The organism is Mesorhizobium sp. B2-6-1 (genome assembly GCF_006440475.1).
Taxonomy (GTDB): Bacteria; Pseudomonadota; Alphaproteobacteria; order Rhizobiales; family Rhizobiaceae; genus Mesorhizobium.
Window position 1 is genome coordinate 56,207 of record NZ_VFUH01000003.1, and the last position, 18,053, is coordinate 74,259.

General features: G+C 62.4%; 14 protein-coding genes and 1 pseudogene. 9 read left to right on the forward strand and 6 right to left on the reverse strand.

Going from position 1 to position 18,053, the window contains the following annotated elements:
• Position 1: 1 nt before the first annotated feature.
• From FJ443_RS08010 to FJ443_RS08025, 4 genes are read left to right on the forward strand one after another with little or no spacing between them, the layout of a single operon-like run.
• On the forward strand, positions 2-523 hold the full coding sequence (locus FJ443_RS08010; protein ID WP_140525743.1) for a hypothetical protein: 522 nt from the start codon (positions 2-4) through the stop codon (positions 521-523).
• Between the two features lie 11 nt (positions 524-534).
• Positions 535-1,227 (forward strand): CBS domain-containing protein, encoded by a 693-nt coding sequence (locus tag FJ443_RS08015; protein WP_210239603.1) that lies wholly within the window; start codon positions 535-537, stop codon positions 1,225-1,227.
• Positions 1,228-1,237: 10 nt separating this feature from the next.
• Positions 1,238-1,576, forward strand: a complete 339-nt coding sequence (gene fdxA, locus FJ443_RS08020) for a ferredoxin FdxA (RefSeq protein WP_140525745.1) — start codon at positions 1,238-1,240, stop codon at positions 1,574-1,576.
• A gap of 5 nt (positions 1,577-1,581) precedes the next feature.
• A complete protein-coding gene (locus FJ443_RS08025; RefSeq protein WP_140663431.1) occupies positions 1,582-3,600 on the forward strand; it encodes a hydantoinase/oxoprolinase family protein in 2,019 nt (672 codons plus the stop codon).
• Positions 3,601-3,668: 68 nt separating this feature from the next.
• Here the strand turns inward: FJ443_RS08025 and FJ443_RS31600 are convergent.
• The 3 genes and pseudogenes from FJ443_RS31600 to FJ443_RS08040 form a co-directional block, all read right to left on the reverse strand.
• Positions 3,669-3,921: pseudogene (locus tag FJ443_RS31600) on the reverse strand (zinc-binding dehydrogenase); the annotation flags it as partial.
• Between the two features lie 99 nt (positions 3,922-4,020).
• On the reverse strand, positions 4,021-5,079 hold the full coding sequence (locus tag FJ443_RS08035) for a hybrid-cluster NAD(P)-dependent oxidoreductase (RefSeq protein WP_140663433.1): 1,059 nt from the start codon (positions 5,077-5,079) through the stop codon (positions 4,021-4,023).
• 86 nt (positions 5,080-5,165) lie between these two features.
• Positions 5,166-6,023: a LysR family transcriptional regulator gene (locus tag FJ443_RS08040; RefSeq protein ID WP_140521272.1), complete on the reverse strand. Its 858-nt coding sequence runs from the start codon at positions 6,021-6,023 to the stop codon at positions 5,166-5,168.
• 124 nt (positions 6,024-6,147) lie between these two features.
• On the opposite strand from FJ443_RS08040, the gene FJ443_RS08045 reads away from it, so the two are divergent.
• The 5 genes from FJ443_RS08045 to FJ443_RS08065 all read left to right on the forward strand — a co-directional run bounded on the left by FJ443_RS08045 (position 6,148) and on the right by FJ443_RS08065 (position 11,445).
• Positions 6,148-7,230, forward strand: a complete 1,083-nt coding sequence (locus FJ443_RS08045; RefSeq protein WP_140558747.1) for an amidohydrolase family protein — start codon at positions 6,148-6,150, stop codon at positions 7,228-7,230.
• 9 nt (positions 7,231-7,239) lie between these two features.
• The gene (locus FJ443_RS08050; protein ID WP_140500687.1) at positions 7,240-7,593 is read left to right on the forward strand and encodes a Rieske (2Fe-2S) protein; all 354 of its coding nucleotides are present in this window, start codon (positions 7,240-7,242) and stop codon (positions 7,591-7,593) included.
• Between the two features lie 249 nt (positions 7,594-7,842).
• Positions 7,843-8,727, forward strand: a complete 885-nt coding sequence (locus tag FJ443_RS08055; RefSeq protein ID WP_210239604.1) for a glycine betaine ABC transporter substrate-binding protein — start codon at positions 7,843-7,845, stop codon at positions 8,725-8,727.
• Positions 8,728-8,852: 125 nt separating this feature from the next.
• Positions 8,853-9,944 carry a betaine/proline/choline family ABC transporter ATP-binding protein gene (locus FJ443_RS08060; RefSeq protein ID WP_224705404.1) on the forward strand — a complete coding sequence of 364 codons (1,092 nt, stop codon included), beginning with the start codon at positions 8,853-8,855 and terminating at the stop codon, positions 9,942-9,944.
• Positions 9,931-11,445, forward strand: a complete 1,515-nt coding sequence (locus FJ443_RS08065) for an ABC transporter permease subunit (protein ID WP_140663437.1) — start codon at positions 9,931-9,933, stop codon at positions 11,443-11,445. The genes FJ443_RS08060 and FJ443_RS08065 overlap by 14 nt, the downstream gene beginning before the upstream one ends.
• An 80-nt stretch (positions 11,446-11,525) precedes the next feature.
• Here the strand turns inward: FJ443_RS08065 and FJ443_RS08070 are convergent, their stop codons facing one another.
• Genes FJ443_RS08070 through FJ443_RS08080 form a run of 3 tightly spaced genes read right to left on the reverse strand, consistent with a single transcriptional unit; the run spans position 11,526 to position 18,006 of the window.
• Positions 11,526-13,082, reverse strand: a complete 1,557-nt coding sequence (locus tag FJ443_RS08070) for a trimethylamine methyltransferase family protein (RefSeq protein ID WP_224618847.1) — start codon at positions 13,080-13,082, stop codon at positions 11,526-11,528.
• Positions 13,083-13,096: 14 nt separating this feature from the next.
• The gene (locus FJ443_RS08075) at positions 13,097-15,562 is read right to left on the reverse strand and encodes an FAD-dependent oxidoreductase (protein WP_140663439.1); all 2,466 of its coding nucleotides are present in this window, start codon (positions 15,560-15,562) and stop codon (positions 13,097-13,099) included.
• Positions 15,559-18,006 (reverse strand): FAD-dependent oxidoreductase, encoded by a 2,448-nt coding sequence (locus tag FJ443_RS08080; protein WP_140663441.1) that lies wholly within the window; start codon positions 18,004-18,006, stop codon positions 15,559-15,561. The genes FJ443_RS08075 and FJ443_RS08080 overlap by 4 nt, the downstream gene beginning before the upstream one ends.
• Positions 18,007-18,053 lie beyond the last annotated feature (47 nt).

The window sequence follows — 18,053 nt, forward strand, 5'->3', positions numbered from 1 at the left end:
AATGGACAGGCTTGAACACGATTTCGGCAGGATCCTTTCTGGCCCGGACATTCGGCGTCATGTCGTCGGTCGAATGGTATCTGCCAATCGCCCTGACGCAGATGACGGCATCCCAATCGTACCCGTGGATGACAATGCTCTCAAAACCCGGCTGCGCGAGGAACTGCTCCTGCAAGCACGGACCCGGCTGCCGATCACCTATGCAAGACTGGCCAAGAGCATGGTTGGTTCGCAAGCAACAGGCGTGATCCAGGGTGCACTCGAACAACTGATGGACGACGATGCGGACGAAGGCCTGCCATTGCTTGCGGCCGTTGCCGTGAACGCGCTCGATCCTGGTTTGCCCGCTCCCTGGTTCTTCCACAAAGCCGAGGACATGGGGCTGTTCGCTGGCGATCCGGCCGATCTGGAAGCGTACGCTTTCCATGCAAGGGAGTTTTGTCGCGCGATCCATCTCCATGCTGGCAACGGGCAAGGCTCTGGAACGACCTTGCCGCCGGTACTGCCGCCTGCAGGCCGGTGAAGGAGAACGAAATGCTGATCGCCAAGGACGTCATGACGTCGCCGGCCATCGCGGTAGGGCCTGACAGTACGGTGGACGAGGTCGCCGATATTCTTCTGTCGCACGGGATCAGCGCCGTGCCGGTGATCGATCGAGGTGCGCTGCTGGGCATCGTCAGTGAAGGAGACCTGATCCGCCGGGCGGAGATCGGAACAGCACCGCAGGGTCGTTCCTGGTGGCTTCATTTATTCACCAACAACGCGGTTCAGGCGGAAGACTATGTCAAATCTCATTCCGATCATGTGATCGACGTCATGACACAGCAGGTTGCGACGGTGGTCGAGAGTACGCCAGTCGCCGAGATCGCAATCCTGCTTGAGCACAATCGGATCAAGCGTGTCCCAGTGCTGCGCGACGGGCAGGTGGTTGGGATCGTCAGTCGCGCTAATCTGGTGCGAGCGCTGGTCATTGCCAGGAAAGGGTGGCGCGCTCCGGCCTTGCATGACGACAGCAGCATCAGGATGGAGATTGTCGATGCCTTGCGATCCGAATCGTGGCCCTCGACTTCGGACGTGATCGTGAACAACGGCGTGGTCACCCTGTGGGGAACGTATCTGTCGGAGCAGGAGCGGAAAGCCTCGATCGTCCTGGCTGAAAACACCGCTGGCGTGCGGGCTATCGATGACCATCGCATTCCCTTCGATATGACCTACGGCTTGGTCTGAAGGCCACCGAATGACATTCGTGGTCACCGACAATTGCATCAAATGCAAATACATGGACTGCGTGGAAGTCTGCCCGGTGGACTGCTTCTACGAAGGCGAGAACATGCTCGTCATCCATCCCGATGAATGCATCGACTGCGGCGTCTGCGAGCCGGAATGCCCGGCGAAGGCCATTTTTCCCGATACCGAGCCTGGTCTCGACGATTGGCTCGCGCTGAACGCCGAGTATGCGTTTGTGTGGCCCAATATTGCGATCAAGCGCGATCCACCCGCCGACGCCAAGGCGTTCGACGGCGAAGCGGACAAGCTCGCGAAATATTTTTCGCCGGAACCTGGGTCGGGTGACTGATCAAAATGAACGCATGTGCGCACCAGCCGTCGCCACTTTATCTGGGCATTGACACTGGCGGCACGTACACCGATGCCGTGCTGTGGTCGGAATCCACAGGCATCGTGGCCAAGGCCAAGTCGCTGACCACGCGACACGATCTTGCCGAGGGCATCGCCGGCGCCGCAGACGCTGTTTTGTCCGAGGCAGTCATCGAGCCCAGCGCGATCAAGCTCGTCTCGATGTCGACCACGCTGGCCACCAACGCCCTCGTCGAAGGGCAGGGCGGGCGGGTCGCGCTGGTGATGATCGGCTTCACTGAAGCCGACCTTGCCCGGAACGGATTGTCAAAGGCCCTTGGCTCCGATCCCGTGATCTTTTGCCCGGGCGGACATGACGTCCACGGAGATCCGCGTGAGCTGGTGCTCGACGCTCTCGTGGCTGCGCTGCCGTTTCTCGCCGACACGGTTTCAGGCGTCGCCGTGGCCTCCTATTTTGCCGTTCGCAATCCCGAACACGAAATCGCGGTACGTGACGTCATCCGCGAGCGCATCGGGCTCCCGGTGACCTGTTCGCATGAATTGTCGTCGAAACTCGGCGGCCCGCGTCGGGCGCTGACCACGCTTCTCAACGCCCGGTTGATCTCGATGATCGATCGCCTTGTCGACGCCACGGAGGGATTTCTGGCAAGACGCGGGATCGTCGCTCCGCTCATGGTCGTGCGCGGCGACGGCGCGCTCATTACCGCAGAATTCGCCCGCGCTCGGCCGATCGAGACCATTCTGTCAGGACCAGCGGCAAGCCTGGTGGGCGCGCGGTACATGACCGGCATCGATGATGCGGTGGTGTCCGACATAGGCGGCACTACCACCGACATCGCAGTTCTGGATGGTGGCCGCCTGCGGCTCGATCCGGAAGGCGCCACCGTCGGCGGAATGCGAACCATGGTGGAAGCCGTCGCCATGCACACCTTTGGCCTTGGTGGGGATTCGGAAGTTTCGCTTCATGAGCAGTCGTTGGCTTCGACGATCGTGCTCGGGCCCCGGCGGCTGGTACCGCTCGCGCTCGCTGCGGTGAAACATGGCGATGCCATATACCAAGGTCTCAAGCGGCAATTGCTCAGTCCCAACACCAGCCGGCTGGACGGCCGCTTCGCATTGCGCACAGGTGTGCCCGAACGTCTAGCCGCAGGCCTGACGGTTACCGAGACGCGGCTCTATGCTGACATTTCGGCAATTCCCGCCGCGCTCGACCGGTTGCTCGTATCGACGTCACAGGTCGCGACGCTCAATCGCCTCGTCGCACGTGGCCTGGTGCATATCGTCGGCTTCACGCCATCCGATGCAGCCCATGTGCTCGGCCGGCAAGGGAACTGGGATCCTGTCGCGGCTCGACTGGGCGCCGAATTGTTCTCACGCAAGCGCGACGGCCAGGGGCATCGTGTCGCCAAAGGCGCAGAAGCGTTTTCCGAGATGGTTCTTGCCGCCGTCACCCGGCGTTCTGCCGAAGTAATTCTTGAATCGGTATTTGCCGAGGACGGGCTGGAGGGCGGCGTCTCCGTTGCCAACCCGCTGGTTCAGCGGGCGGTTGGCGGGCGAGGCGGCATGGCGCGGCTGTCGATCGCGCTCGACCGGCCGGTGATCGGCCTCGGGGCGTCGGCTTCGCTGCACTTTGCCGGGCTGCCGCAATTGATCGGCAATGAATGCAGCATTGCCGAACACGCCGATGTCGCAAATGCGTTGGGCGCCGTGGTTGGGCAGGTGCGAATGTCAGCGGAAGCGCGTGTCAGCCAACCGGAGATCGGGCTTTTCCGTCTCAATTCCGGCGAGCGGCTGGACGACTATGACACCGAGGACGAGGCGATGGCCGCAGCCGAAGCCCACATTCGAGTCTTGGCGGCAGGTCTTGCCGAGCGCGCCGGGGCCGATCAGGCTCGGATCGAGATCGCACGCGACATAAGAGTTGCTACAATCGAAGGCGAGCGCAGTTTCGTGGAAGCCATCGTCGTCGCGACAGCCACCGGGCGGCCACGAATCGCGTCGTGACATGCACGCGTTGTTGTGAGTGAAGCGTTGTCGGGTGACAATGCTCTGACAGTATTTTTTCCTGAGGCGGCGATCGCCTCGTCGAGATCGCGACCTTGCCAATGTTCGTCCGCAGCCGTCCGTTCCGCACCTGCTGGACGATCTCGCTCAACTGGCCACGACCGGACTCGACGACGAAATCGACCGCCAACCCATCCGCGGGCTGCGCCTCGGCTGGTCCGACGACGGTCACCAGCATACCTCGCCCCGGATCAGGGCTGCAGACCGCTTCTGGATGTCGCCACCGATGACGTCGAACACCAGATCGATGCTGCCTATGTCTTATCTCTCACGCGAATTGGTCATCGGTTCGGTGCCTTCCACGACAATATCGGTATTGAATTGCTTTGTGATTTGCACGGCCGCGGTGTGCGCCTGCAGCTACAAGTCTATCGACACCGCTCCCATGGGATGAGTGCAGCAGGCGAGCACATATCCGGCGTCCTTCTCCTGTGCGCTGAGTCCGCCGAAATCAGCCATTTCCACGTCGCCGCTGACCTTCAGCACACGACAGGTCCCACAAATCCCTTGCTGGCAAGCGCTTGGCAGGTACAGACCAACGCTTCGAGCGATTTCGAGCAGGGTCTGTGTCGAACGGCATTGGTGGGTGACACCTGTGCGAGCAAAACGCACGGAAGCGGCCTGGGCTGTTTGCAACACCGGTGCAGGCTTCAGCAGGCCGCCAAAGCTCTCCTCATGGTACCGACCAGGATCCAAGCCGATGCTGTTGAGGGCGTTCCGGACTGCGTTCATGTAAGGCTCGGGCCCACAGGCATAAACGGTGCGCTCCCTAATGTCGGGAGCAAACTTCAGCAACATGAACTCACCAACCAATCCAGTTGGACCGGCCCAATTATGAACAGCTTCGGCGCAGACGACATGGACGTGAAAATTGCGATGGTCCCGTGCCAGGTTGTCAAGCTCGTCACCGAAGATGATGTCCTTCGGCGAGCGTGCGCTATGAATGAAGCAGACATCCTTGTCGGAGCCACTGTCGGCGAGCGTGCGCAGCATCGACATCACCGGTGTTATGCCGCTGCCGCCGGAGAGGAAAAGCGGCCGGTCGCTCCGCAGGTCATCCCAGTTGAAGCTGCCGGACGGGCCGTCGATCTCTATTTCGCTTCCCTGTTCGAGATTGTCATGCAGCCAATTGGAAGCGAGGCCGCCGGGGACGCGCTTGACGGTTATCCTGAGGTCTCCCACCCGGGTTGGCGGCGAAGAGATCGAGTAAGTCCGGACGGCCGGAGCGCCGTCGATCACGAGGTTCAGAGTGATAAACTGCCCGGCTTTGAACTGGCCGGCCTGCCCGCGCTTTGGACAAAAGACGAAGGTCTTCACGTCGTGCGTCTCCTGAACGATGCCGCGACAGATCAGCGTGTGACGTCCGCTGACGCGGTCGGATCGGCAGGAGGGAGGGAAAGAAACGAGGGCGTTCATCATCTGGCTCCCATTAAGGGGCCAAGAATGCCAGCAGGCCTACGTTCGATACAGGAGGAACCTCAAGCATCTATGATCGACAATATCGATCAACCTTCCAGCGACATGACCGCAAGATGAAGCGCGCGAATGCCTTTCTTTATGATTGGCTCATGCCGGCGTCGCGCGAGAATTGCGGTGTAGACGGGCTGATGCAGAGTTGGAGCACCTTCCACAATGTGGGAGGGTTGCTCGGCGGCGAAGCGACGCGCATCGTCGGCGCGCATGTAGCAGGTGCCGCCTGCGCGCCTCAGCATATTGTCGGCCAGCGTTTCGGAGCCCATCGAAAGCCGGCACGCAGTCAGATTTGGCAACGCCTCGGCATGAGCCTTCTCGAGCGCAACGGTGTAACCCGGCCGGATGTAATTGTCCGGGCTTACATCGCTAAGCCGGCGTGCCTTGGTCGAGACCATTGTATATTCCTCGACCATCAGTTGGTCATATGTGATCTCGGGCAGGTAGCGTGGAGCATAAACAACAGCAATATCGAGGTTTCCCAGGCTCAGATCAGATATCATCTGCGGCGAGTAGTCGGATTCGACATGGATCGAGGACCGCGGCAAGACTTGCAGCAGCATTTCCAACCAACCCGGCAGGATCGAGCGGGTCATTCCAACCTGGGCAGCGACCCGAAGGCTGCCTTCGAATCTGTTAAAGGCGCGCACGTCGTGACGGGCCTGGGACCAGGTCGACAGCATTGACCGCGCGTAAACCTCAAACCGCCGCCCTGCCGCGGTCGGCTCGGCACCGGCGCGGCCGCGATGGAAGAGTTCGGACCCCACGGCGGCCTCCAGGTTCTTGACACGGGTGCTGACCGTCGATTGCGTCAGTCCGAGGCGCTCCGCCGACCGGTTGAAGTTTCGCGATTCAATGATGTCGAGAAACGTCTCTATTTGTTCCAACTGCATAGGCGAGCCATCGATTTTTGCGATCGTATCTAGCTGTTCATACGCTTGATCCGTGCACTATCAAAGCGGAAGTTCGGTGCAGAAGCCACGGTCTGTGACGGCCGCATCAAAGGAAGAGGGAAAAGTGTTCATAGTCGATTGCGATTGCCACAACTATTGGTCCAACGCGACGGTGCTGGAGCCCTACCTGTCCGGTGTCTGGAAAGACATGTTCATCGAGGGCGAGAAGACCGGCCCGGTCGGCGCTTTTCCGCACGGCCATCGCCCCTGGTTTCATCCGCAGGATTTCTCCCGCAAGGATGTGCGACCGAAGGTGGAGGCGGACAACTACCTGATCATGAAGGAGAAGCACCTCGATAAATACAATGTCGGAGTGGCAATCCTAACTGGCGACGAGCCCATCGAAGCGTCGACACTGGCAAATCCCTATTACGCTAGCGCGCTGGTAAGCGCCTACAACGACTACCAGATCAATGAATGGCTGCCGAAAGACAGCCGCTTCATGGGCTCCATCATCATCGCACCGCAAGACCCGCGCCTTGCGGCGGCGGAGATCCGGCGCCTCGGCGCGCATCCCCGGATGGCGCAAGTTCTGGCCTCCCAAGGCTCTGTGCGGCCGTATGGCGACCCGTTCTATCACCCGATCTTCGAGGCCTGTGCCGAGGTCGGTTTGCCGTTCGCCATACATCTTGGTGGACATGGCGGCATCAACTGGAACGCTGTCGCGCCAGCGCCCACCACTTTCTTCTGGGAGACCCATGCGATCCTGCACATGTCGGCCATGTCGCATGTGGCAAGCATGATTGCCCATGGCGTTTTTGAGAAATGGCCGGACCTCTACTTCGTGATCATCGAGTGCGGCGTCGCCTGGGTCCCGTCGGTCCTGTGGCGCCTGGATGCCGACTACAAAGCACTGCGAAAAGAGACGCCATGGCTGAAAATGCTGCCGTCGGAATATTGCCGGCGTAACATACGTTTCTCCACCCAACCGCTGGAGCAGCCTTCGAATGTCAACCACCTCTGGGCGATCCTGGAGGCCATGGACGGGGAGCACACGCTGCTGTTTGCGTCCGACTACCCCCATTGGGACTACGATGACGTCAACACTTTGCACATCCCGCCGGAATGGCGCCGCAAGGTGCTCGGCCAGAATGCGCTGGACGTTTACAAGCGCATTCCCCGCCCGCAAGCCGCTGCTGCAGCGTGACGACCTGACATGGCTGAGAAGACGTATATTTGTCGCGCCGACGAGATCCAGGTCGGAACGCCGTTCATCGCCAAGGTGCGCAGCCTGTCGATCGGCGTGTTCCGGATCGGCGATAGTTTCCATGCGCTGCTGAATGTATGCCCGCATCGAGGGGCCCCCCTTTGTGAGGGACCGCAATGCGGAACGACTGCTCCCGTCGAGCGAGCCGAATTCATCTATCACCGTGAGAATGAAATCGTTCGCTGTGCCTGGCACGGGTGGGAATTCGACATCAGGTCGGGCGCAGCATTGGTCAACCCGTCCGTTCGCGCGAGGACGTTCCCAGTCTCCGTCGAGGCAGGGAGCATATACGTGACGGCCTGAGCATGGAGACACCCTCTGCCTACAGAGCGGGTATCGGAATCTCAACGACCGCCTTATGCGCTTCATCGTTTTTGCTAATGCGGCACAATTTGGGATGGATTGCCTGCACGTTTCGCTAACTTGACCAATAAGCTGAGAAAAATCAGCGCAACTCAACTGGGGAACGATATGAAAAACCGACTTCTTGCACCATCTCTCGGCGTTCTATTGTTGGCGCCGGTATCGTCGGCGTTCGGTGCAGACGTGACTATGCCGGATCCAAACTATGCTACCGCAACGGCGGTCATGAACGTCATCAAGAACGCGGCCGAACAGGAGCTTGGGCTCGACGTTTCCACCGTCACCACCACCGCAGTCCCAGTCATTTGGGAAGCCATGGATCGCAACAAAGGGGAGGTCGACATCTGGCCAGATGTCTGGCTGCCGAACCAGCAGGGCCTGGTAGACAAATATGTCAAAAGCGCCGGCACGGTGAAACTCGCGCAGAACGGCTACGAAGCCAAGCAAGGCTACTGCGTCACCCAGGTCGCGATCGACAAATATGGCATCAAGGATGTCGCGGATCTCACCAATCCGGACAACGCCAAGATCTTCGACACCAATGGCGACGGCAAGGGCGAAATCTGGATCGGCGCGTCAGGCTGGCAGTCGACAAACATCGAAAAGGTGCGGGCCCGCGACTATGGATTCGCCGATTTCTTCGATCTCCAGGTGACCGACGAAGCGGTGGCCGCGGCATCGCTCGACCGGGCCGCGAAGGCAGACAAGCCATGGGTCGGCTACTGCTACGGCCCACACCAGAATTTCGCCCGCTACAAGCTTGCCTTTCTCACCGAACCGAAACACGACCCAGCCAAGTTCATGATGCTGCAGCCGAGCGAGGATCCTCAATGGTTCGAAAAATCGAAAGTGTCGTCGGCATATGCTGACACCACCGTGCACATCGCCTATGCTGGTTCGCTGGCCCAGCGGCAACCGGAACTGACCGCCGCTTTGGATCGGATTACTTTCAATCCGGACGACATCAGCAAATGGGCCTATGCAATCATCGTCGACAAGAAGCCGGCAGGCGATGTGGCGAAGGAATGGATCAAAGCCCACCCCGACGACGTGGCGAAGTGGTTCGGTCATTGAAGGCCAGGGCCGGCATTGCAGGCTCTGAACCGGCCTGCACTGTTGCCCGGCCGCTCAAATCCGTGATCGGACGGGAGCGGTAGCCGGTGGACACCGCACCGATCATTGCGCCGGGAGGACCCGGCCTGGCGGACCGCGGAGACGCGGCAAGCCACGGTGCCGCCATCATTTTGAAGGGCGTCTGGAAAATCTTTGGCGCCCGCGCGCCAGTGGCGATGATGGCGATTTTGCGCGACCGCCTGGACAAGGACGAAGTGGCCAGGCGCTTCGGATGTGTCGTGGGCGTCGCCAACGTCAACATTTCGGTTCGGCCGGGTGAAATCTTCTGCGTCATGGGCCTGTCGGGCAGTGGCAAATCGACATTGATCCGCCATATAAACCGCCTACTCGAGCCGTCCGCCGGCGAGATTTTCGTCGACGGTGAAAACGTCATGGCCAAGTCGCCCGCTGAGTTGAGGGCATTGCGGTCTCGCAGGATCGCCATGGTGTTCCAGAGCTTCGGTCTGCTTCCGCATCGCACCGTACGCGACAACGTCGCGCTCCCGCTGGAGATCCAAGCCGCGACCAAGCAGCGGAGATTTGACGCCGCCGAGACGGCACTTGCCAAGGTGAACCTGTCGGGCTGGGGGGATCGCTACTGCCATGAGCTCTCAGGCGGGATGCAGCAGCGCGTCGGCCTCGCCCGCGCTTTGGCTGCCGATCCAGCGATCCTGCTCATGGACGAGCCATTCAGCGCGCTCGATCCCTTGATAAGGCGGCAACTTCAAGACGAGTTCCTGGCCCTCTCACGCTCGATGGGAAAGACAGTGATCTTCATCACCCATGACCTCGACGAGGCGATCCGGATCGGCGATCGCATCGCGATCATGAAAGATGGCGTCATCGTCCAGACCGACACGCCCGAGGAGATCGTCACATCTCCGAAGCACGACTATGTCGCGAAATTCGTCGCCGACATCTCGCGCCTGAACGTGATCACCGCCGGGCGCATCATGGAGTCGGTCGAGAGTTTCAAGAGCCGGTCTCATCCGGAATTGGACGTCGAGCGGTTGCACAGGGTGGATTCTCGAGAATCCCTGGCCGAACTCGTCGAACTCGCGGCACGGGATGCCGCACCGCTTGCTGTGACAGATCCCGGTGGGTCTGTCGTCGGCATCGTCGACAGGCAGATCCTGCTCCACGGTCTGCGAAAGGGCGAAACCCGTGAACGCCCATGATCCTGTCGCTGTGCAATCGCAACCGGCAGAGGAAGGACTCGTTCGGGAATTCGTCCTCCGCAACCCCGATTACTATATCGATGTGTTCGCCCGCATCCGGCGGGCGTCCGGTGCCGTCTGGCCGTTCAACCTGGCGGCCGCACTGCTTGGGCCGGTCTGGGCCGCTGCCCGAGGCATCACACTTCTGTTCTGGCTCATCTTCTTCCTGGAGACGCTTGCGGTGGTTCAGATCGGCGTCGGCGCGGCTGGTAACCTCGGCGCCGCAGAGCAAGCACGAGCCGAACGCGTGACCAAGCAGGCACAGGCGCGCGCGGAACAGGCAAAAGCCGCCGAGGCAGCGGGGGCGGACAATGCAGCTGGCCTGAGATCATCAGCGGCCGCTCTGGAGAAAGCTGCCAACACGGCCAGAATGCGGGCCGACGCCGCAAAGGCGAAGGCGCCGGTTGTAATTGGGTCCGGTATTGTCACTTTGCTCTTCGCCAGGCTGATCGCCGGTTTCCTCGCCAACCGGATGCTGGAGCGGCGCTTCGCGCGCTGGCGTTCGAATCCGACGCTTCAGCGCGGGCTCAATCATCCGCTGGCGCTATGCGCCCTTGCCTTCTGCATCGCAGCCTATGGGCTTTCGGTCTATCGCTTCGCCGCGCCGACACCAGCCGTCTGGCTGATTGCCGCGCCCTCGAATCGCGAGTGGCAGGCCGCGTTGTCATCGGGTCTGGACAGCCTGATGGGAGCGGTGTCGCATCTCGGGGAGGGCTTTTTCGGCGGCATCACAGGCGCAATATCGTTGGTGCTCGATGCCTTGGCCTATGGACTGACGGGCATGCCCTGGCCAGTGACAATGGCGATCATTCTAGCCCTGGCCTGGCAACTGGCGGGGCCGCGCGTCGCCATCTTCACCGTGGCTGCGCTCGCCTATCTTGCCGTGCTTGGCTTTTGGGAAAAGAGCCTGGAAACAGTCGCCCTGTTGGGCACATCGGCCATTATCTGCCTCGCGATAGGAGTTCCGCTTGGGATATGGTGCGGACGCCGACCGCGCGTCTATGCCGCCGTGCGGCCGGTGCTCGACTTCATGCAGACCATGCCGGCATTTGTCTATTTGATCCCGGTGATCGCATTGTTCGGCATCGGCAAGCCGCCCGGCGTCATCGCCACGCTGATTTTCGGTACTCCGCCAGTGGTGCGCCTGACTGCGCTCGGTTTGCAGGGTGTCCCGCCGGCCATTAGAGAGGCCGCGCAAGCCTATGGTGCAACAAGATGGTTTCTCCTGACCCGGGTCGATCTCCCGCTAGCGATGCCTTCCATCATGGCCGGCATAAACCAGACCATTTTGATGTGCCTTTCAATGGTGGTCATCGCTTCCCTGATCGGCGCCAAAGGGTTGGGAGAAGATGTCCTCAATGCGCTTCAATACGCAGCTGTCGGGCAGGGACTGCTCGCGGGCTTCGCCATACTTCTCTGCGCCATGATCATCGACCGTATCGTGCAAGGACGAACCAGATAAAGCCGTTTGGGAACGATCTTCTCGTGGAGCTCGGCCGGTCAACATTCCACGAACGGGCCATCAAAGATGCGGTACCGGCTCTAGAAATAAGCCTGGTCCGGCTCGCTGGCCTTGCGGTTGGCGATGAAGGCCTGGAGCGCTTCGTCGATCGCCGGATCGAGCCCCGGATCCTGGTAGTCGTCGAGCAGCCTCTTCCATTGCCGGTTGGCGCGTTGCGCGGCGTCGAGCCGGCCGTCCTCGTTCCATTGCTCGAAGGAATTGTTGTCGCTGCTGGTGGAGCGATAGAAGGCCGAGAGGAAATTGGACTGCGTATGCGCACTGCCCAGGAAATGCGATCCCGGCCCGACCGCTTCGATCGCCTCCATCGCCTGCGCATTGAGCGACAGATCGATGCCTTCGAACAGGCTGGCGACCTTGCCGCAGAGATCGGCGTCGATGACCGTCTTTTCGAAACCGGTGACCAGTCCGCCCTCGAGCCAGCCGGTGGCGTGGTTGATCACGTTGGCGCCGGCAAACATCGACATCAATATGCCCCATGTCGCTTCCTGCTCGGCCTGTGCGTCGGGAAGCTTTGAGGCCGACAGCGAACCGACGGTGTGGAACGGAACGCCGACGCGACGCGCCAACTGCCCGCAGGCGAGCACCATCTTGCCCGCTTCCGGCGTCCCGAAGGTCGGCGCTCCACTCTGCATCGAGATCGTGCTGGCAAAGCTTCCCATCAGGCAGGGCGCGCCGGGGTTGATCAGCTGTACGAGGCTGAGACAGGCGAGCGCCTCGGCCAGCACCTGCGCCAGCGTGCCGGCGACCGTGCACGGGCTCATCGCGCCGGCCAGCGTCCATGGCGTGCAGGCGACCGGCTGATTGTTGCGGGCGCAGACCTTCAGCGAACCCGACATGTTGGCGTCGAGCACCAGCGGCGCATTGGTGTTGGAGACGTTGTAGAGCACAGCGTTGTTGGCGACGAACTCCTCGCCGAAGACGATCTTGGCCATGTCAACCGCGTCCTGTGCTCGCCTCGAACCGATGAACGCGCCCATGAAGGCACGGTCCGAATGGCGGATGTGGGTGTAGAGCATGTCGAGATGACGCTTGTTGGCCGGCAGGTCGACAGGCTCGCAAACGACGCCGCCCGAATGATGCAGATGCGGGATCATCTGATGGATCTTCACCAGATCGCGGAAGTCCGCGATCGTGGCGTAGCGCCGTCCGCGATCGAGATCGTGGACGAAGGGCGGCCCCCACGACGGACACAGCACGGTGTTGTCGCCGCCGATCACCACCGTGTTGGCCGGGTTGCGGGCGTGCTGCTTGAATTGCGAAGGCGCGGTGGCGCGGACGATCTTGCGGCACATGCCGGGCTCGAAGCGGACTCTGGTGCCCTGCACGTCGGCGCCCGCATCGCGAAAGATGTCGAGGATCTCGGGATCGTCATGGAACTCCATGCCGACCTCCTTGAGCAGCCGGTCGGCGTTCGCCTCGATCAGGCTCAGGCCTTCTTCGTCGAGGATATTGAACGTGCCGATCCGCCGGCTGATGTAGGGACGCCGCGGCGCCTGCTGGGCCAGGCGCTGGCCTTGCCTTCCCGCTCGGCCCCCGCTTCGTGGCGCTGGAGCGTCGATCATCGCGTCCTTGTCCATTTTCGTCTCCGTGATCAGGCAGGCATGAAGGCGGCCGGCGCATCGGCCTGAAGGCCGCGCAGCCGCAGATTGTCCGGATCGTAAGGCGCTTTCTTCAGCTCCCGCGCCGTCAGTTCCCTGCCGAGGATCGAGACGGTCAGGCCTTCCGCCGCAACACCGGGTCGCAGATAGGCGAGCGCAACGGTCTTGCCGGTGCGGAAGCCGTGGCTGCCGGAGGAAACGATCCCGACCGGGCGCCCCGCCTGCATCACGGCATGGGCGTAAAACGGCAGTCGCTCGCCGTCGTCGTCGATTTCGAGCAGCAGCATGGACCAGGCGTTTTCGCCGACCCGCTCCAGCATCGCCTCACGACCGACGAACATCCGGTTGTCAGTCTTGACCAAGGCACCCAGTCCGGCCTCCAGCGGCGTGCGCTCCGTGGTCAGGTCGGCGCCCCAGGCGCGGTAGCCCTTTTCCAGCCGCATTGCGTTGAGCGCGTAGATGCCGAACGGACGCAAATCGAACTGCGCTCCGGCCTTGGTGATCGCTTCGTAGAGCTTGCCGAACTGCGCCAACTGAACGTGCAGTTCCCAACCGAACTCACCGGCATAAGAGACCCGGAGCGCTGCCGTCTTGATGCCGGCCACGCGGATGATCTGCGCCGAAAGCCAGGGGAATGCCGCGTTCGACAGATCGGCCTCACAGATCTTTTGCAGCAGGTCGCGAGCACGCGGTCCCATTACGCCGAGCACGCCGCGCCTTTCGGTGACGTTGTCGATCGTCACACCTGGAAAGGCTGCGGCGCGCGAGCGTAGCAGACCTTCGTCATGTCGCTCCGCAAGTGCTGCGCTGGTCAGGTAGAACCCATCGTCGCCGAGTCGGGTCACGGTAAATTCCGACGCCACGCCGCCCTTTGCCGTCAGCGCGTGAATGAGCCCGATGCGGCCGTGACGTTCCGGTGGTCGGTTGGCGCCGAGCGAAGCCATGAAGGCGCTGGCGCCTGGTCCGCCGATCTCGAATTTGGAGAAGGCCGAAAGGTCGATGGCGCCGACGCTGGCCTGCACGTCACGGCACTCGCCGCGCACCGCGTCGAACCAGCCGGGCTTGCGGAAGGTCAGTGGCGGGTCACGGTCGGCGCCGTTGGCAGCGAACCAGTTCGGCCGCTCCCAGCCATAGGCGGCGCCCAGCACTGCCCCCTGGCTTCTCTGAAGTTCGAGCGCCGGCGTCGTGCGGCGCGGGCGGCCGGCCTCGCGTTCCTCGTTGGGATAGTGGATGCCGAATTGCAGGCCGAACCCTTCCACCGCCTTGTCGATGCGATAGTCGCGGTCGGCATAATTGCCGAAGCGGCGTGGGTCGATGGCAAGCGCATCCATTGGCGGTGATCCGTCGACGATCCAGTCGGCGAGGAAGCGACCGGCGCCGCCGCCTTCCATCACGCCCATGCTTGAGCCGGTGAGCAGCCAGGCATTGCCGAGGCCGAATGCCGGACCGACCAGCGGATTGGCATCCGGCGTGAAGGTGATCGGCCCGTTGACCACCGTCTTGATGCCGGCATTGGCGAGTGCCGGGACACGCTCCATCGCCAGCGCGATGATGTGCTCGACCCGATCCAGGTCGGGCGGCAGCAAGTCCATGCCGAATTCTGGTGGCACGCCATCGACCGCCCAGGGGTGAGCCGACTTTTCATAGGGACCGACGATAAAGCCGTCGCGCTCCTGGCGCAGATACCAGCTTTCTTCCGGATCGCGGATGATCGGCAGTTCCTTGGCGCCGGCGGCGATCCGGTCGGCAATCTCGGGGACGGTATCGGTCACGACATATTGGTGCAGCATCGGCACCACGGGCAGGTCGAGCCCCATCATGGCGCCAATCTCGCGGCACCATGTGCCGGCCGCGTTCACCACATGCTCCGCGACAATGTCACCCTGTTGTGTGCGGACCAGCCACTCGCCCGATGGCTTGCGCTCGATTGCCAGGACCGGATTGTGGCGCACGATCTCGGCGCCGCGCGAGCGCGCGCCGCTGGCCATTGCGTTGGTCGCCAGCGTCGGATCGACATGACCGTCATTGGGCTCGTAGATCGCGCCTATGATGCCGTCGGTATGGCAGAGCGGATAGATCTGCTTGAGCTCATCGGGACTGAGAATGTGGAAGTCATGGCCGACGAACCGGCCAAGCCCCTGCACATGGCGGAATTCGTCCATGCGCTCCGGCGAGCGCGTAATGCGCAATGCGCCGCTTGGGTGGAAACCTGTCGGCAACCCGGTCTCGGCGGTCAGGATTTCGCGATAGAGCCGCACCGAATGCGCGCGCATCTCCATGATCGTCGCATTGTGGGCGAAATGCGTGCAGAGCCCGGCGGCGTGCCAGGTCGAGCCTGCTGTCAGCTCCTGCCTCTCGACGAGCATGACATCGCTCCAGCCGCGCTTGGCCAGGTGATAGAGCAGCGACACGCCCATGGCGCCGCCGCCGATAACGACCACGCGGGCCTGTTGTCTCATGAATTTTCCTCCGCGCTTACGCGCATGCGCGATCCGGTTGGGTCATAGGGTGGCTTGTCGAGTGGGCGCAGCCTGTAGCGCGCACCGGCCACCGCGATCTGGTAGTCGCAGGCAAGCAGCTGCGTTTTCGTCTCGCCTGGATCACAGGCAACGTAGCCCAGGCAAAGGCTGAGCCCCGTGCGAACGCCGAGGCCACCTGACGTCGTCAACCCGGCAAGTTTGCCGTCGCGATAGATCGGTTCGTCATGCAGCAGAAGCGGATTGTCGCCGTCGACGGCGAAATGCATGAGCCGGCGCTTCAGGCCATCGGCCTTCTGCTTCAGCAGGGCATCGCGGCCGATGAAATCATCCCTCTTCCAGAACACCGCGAAGGACAGGCCCGCCTCCAGCGGCGTGTCCTTCGGCCCGATATCATGGCCCCAATGGCGATAGCCCTTTTCCAACCGGCAGCCATCCAGCGCGTAGTGGCCACAAAAGGTCAGGCCATGGGCGCCGCCCGCTGAGACGATCGTGGCAAGCAGGCTCTCGGCGTGTTCGACCGGCACATAAAGCTCGAAGCCGAGCTCGCCGACAAAGCTGACTCGGGTCGCCCGCACATTCGCGGTGCCGATGTCGATGCGGCGCGAAGTCGAGAACGGGAAGGCTGCGTCCGAAAGATCGACGTCAGTCAGGCTCTGCAGCAGCGCCCGCGAATTCGGCCCCATGACCCCGAGAACGGCCTCCGCGGACGTGGCGTCGAAGACCGAGACGTTGAGACCAAGATCCTCAGCATGGCGCGCGATCCAGGCAAAATCTTTCTGTCTGGTCGCGGCACCTGAAATAACCCGGAAGCCGTGCTCGTCGACTCGCGTGACCGTCACATCGGCCTCGATGCCGCCGCGTGCGTTGAGCATCTGCGTATAGACGGCGCGGCCTTCGGGCCTGTCGACGTCCCCCGCGCACAGGCTTTGCATCAGCTGGATCGCGTCGCGTCCACGCACATCGATCTTGGTGAAAGGCGAAAGCTCGAACAGGCCAACGCCTTGCGCCATTCGCTCGGCTTCGGCCTTGGCCGGGCTCCACCATTTCTGAGCGCCGACGGAATAGCCGCGCGTCTCCGTGCCGCCGAACCAGAGCGGTCGCTCCCAGCCGGTCGGCGCGCCGAACACAGCACCCGCTTCGGCGAACGTACGGTGAAAGGCGGAACACCGCACCTCGCGCCCGGCGGCGGCCTGCTTGTAAGGCCAATGCATGCGGAAGAGGTCGGCAACCGCTTCCTCCATCCTGGCGCCGACGAAAGAGCGCGCCGCGGCGGCGCGGTCGAAGCGGGCGATGTCAAGCGCCCACAGATCGAGGCTGGGCTCGCCGTCGACGATCCATTCGGCCATGGCCTTGCCGGCGCCGGCCGACGACATCATGCCTGTCGAGTTGAAGCCGGCGGCGACATAGAAGCCGCGCAGATAGGGCGACTCGCCTATCAGCGGCCGCGTGTCGGGGGTAAAACTCTCCGGGCCATTCATGAAGTGCCTGATGCCGGTCTGCGACAGCGCCGGCAGGAGTTTCAGCCCGGCCGACATGAAAGGCTCGAACTGCTCCCAATCCTCGGGCAGTTCGAGGAATGGCCTGTCGCCAACCGGTCCGCGAACGTCGAAGAGCTTGGCGTTCGGCTCGAAGCCGCCCAGCACCAGCTTGCCCGAATCACCCTTGATGTAGATGCCTTCGTCGAGGTCGCGCAGGATGGGAAACGGATCCTGCAGGCCGGCGATCGGCTCCGTCACGACATACATGTGCTCGACGGCCTGCAGCGGCACAGGAACGCCGGCGAGCGCGCCGATATCGCGCGCCCAGGCGCCGGCACAGTTGACGACGGTCTCGCAATCGATGGTGGCGCCGGAGGCCAGCTTGACGCCAGCGACCCGGCCGTTGCGGGTCACGATGCCCGAACAGGCTAACCCCTCGAGGATGCGGATACCGGCGGCGCGGGCCCGTTTTGCATAGGCCGCACAGATATCAACTGGATTGGCCTGGCCGTCTTCCTCGACCCACAGCGCGCCCTCGACGCCATCGGTGACGATGCCGCGCACGTGCTCGGCCACGCCCGCCTGATCGACGATCCCAACCGTCAAGCCGCAGACATCACCCATATGCGCGATGCGCTTCAGTTCGTCCATGCGCTCCGCACGTCGCGCCAGCCACAGGCCGCCGGTGCGGCGGTAGCCGGACGCCTGGCCCGTCAGGTCCTCGAGGCGTGGAAACAGCTCGGTCGCATATTGCGCCAGCCTTGTTAGGTTGAGGCTGGCGCGTAACGGACCGACGATTCCGGCGGCGTGCCAGGATGTGCCGCTGGTCAGTTGGTGGCGCTCCAGAAGGACGACATCGCTCACGCCCAGTTCGGCAAGGTGATAGGCTATGCCGAGGCCAATGACACCGCCGCCAATGATCACGATGCGTGCGCTGCCATTCACCTTGTGGGATACCTTCGCTGGATTGGAACAGCGCGATCTTCTCCCGC

What these genes read in the sequence shown, in the direction of transcription:
- FJ443_RS08035 (WP_140663433.1), bottom strand. Translation starts at nt 5,079, where the DNA reads ATGATGAACGCCCTCGTTTCTTTCCCTCCCTCCTGCCGATCCGACCGC.
- FJ443_RS08070 (WP_224618847.1), bottom strand. Translation starts at nt 13,082, where the DNA reads ATGGACAAGGACGCGATGATCGACGCTCCAGCGCCACGAAGCGGGGGC.
- fdxA (WP_140525745.1), top strand. Translation starts at nt 1,238, where the DNA reads ATGACATTCGTGGTCACCGACAATTGCATCAAATGCAAATACATGGAC.
- FJ443_RS08010 (WP_140525743.1), top strand. Translation starts at nt 2, where the DNA reads ATGGACAGGCTTGAACACGATTTCGGCAGGATCCTTTCTGGCCCGGAC.
- FJ443_RS08025 (WP_140663431.1), top strand. Translation starts at nt 1,582, where the DNA reads ATGAACGCATGTGCGCACCAGCCGTCGCCACTTTATCTGGGCATTGAC.
- FJ443_RS08015 (WP_210239603.1), top strand. Translation starts at nt 535, where the DNA reads ATGCTGATCGCCAAGGACGTCATGACGTCGCCGGCCATCGCGGTAGGG.
- FJ443_RS08075 (WP_140663439.1), bottom strand. Translation starts at nt 15,562, where the DNA reads ATGAGACAACAGGCCCGCGTGGTCGTTATCGGCGGCGGCGCCATGGGC.
- FJ443_RS08050 (WP_140500687.1), top strand. Translation starts at nt 7,240, where the DNA reads ATGGCTGAGAAGACGTATATTTGTCGCGCCGACGAGATCCAGGTCGGA.
- FJ443_RS08040 (WP_140521272.1), bottom strand. Translation starts at nt 6,023, where the DNA reads ATGCAGTTGGAACAAATAGAGACGTTTCTCGACATCATTGAATCGCGA.
- FJ443_RS08055 (WP_210239604.1), top strand. Translation starts at nt 7,843, where the DNA reads ATGCCGGATCCAAACTATGCTACCGCAACGGCGGTCATGAACGTCATC.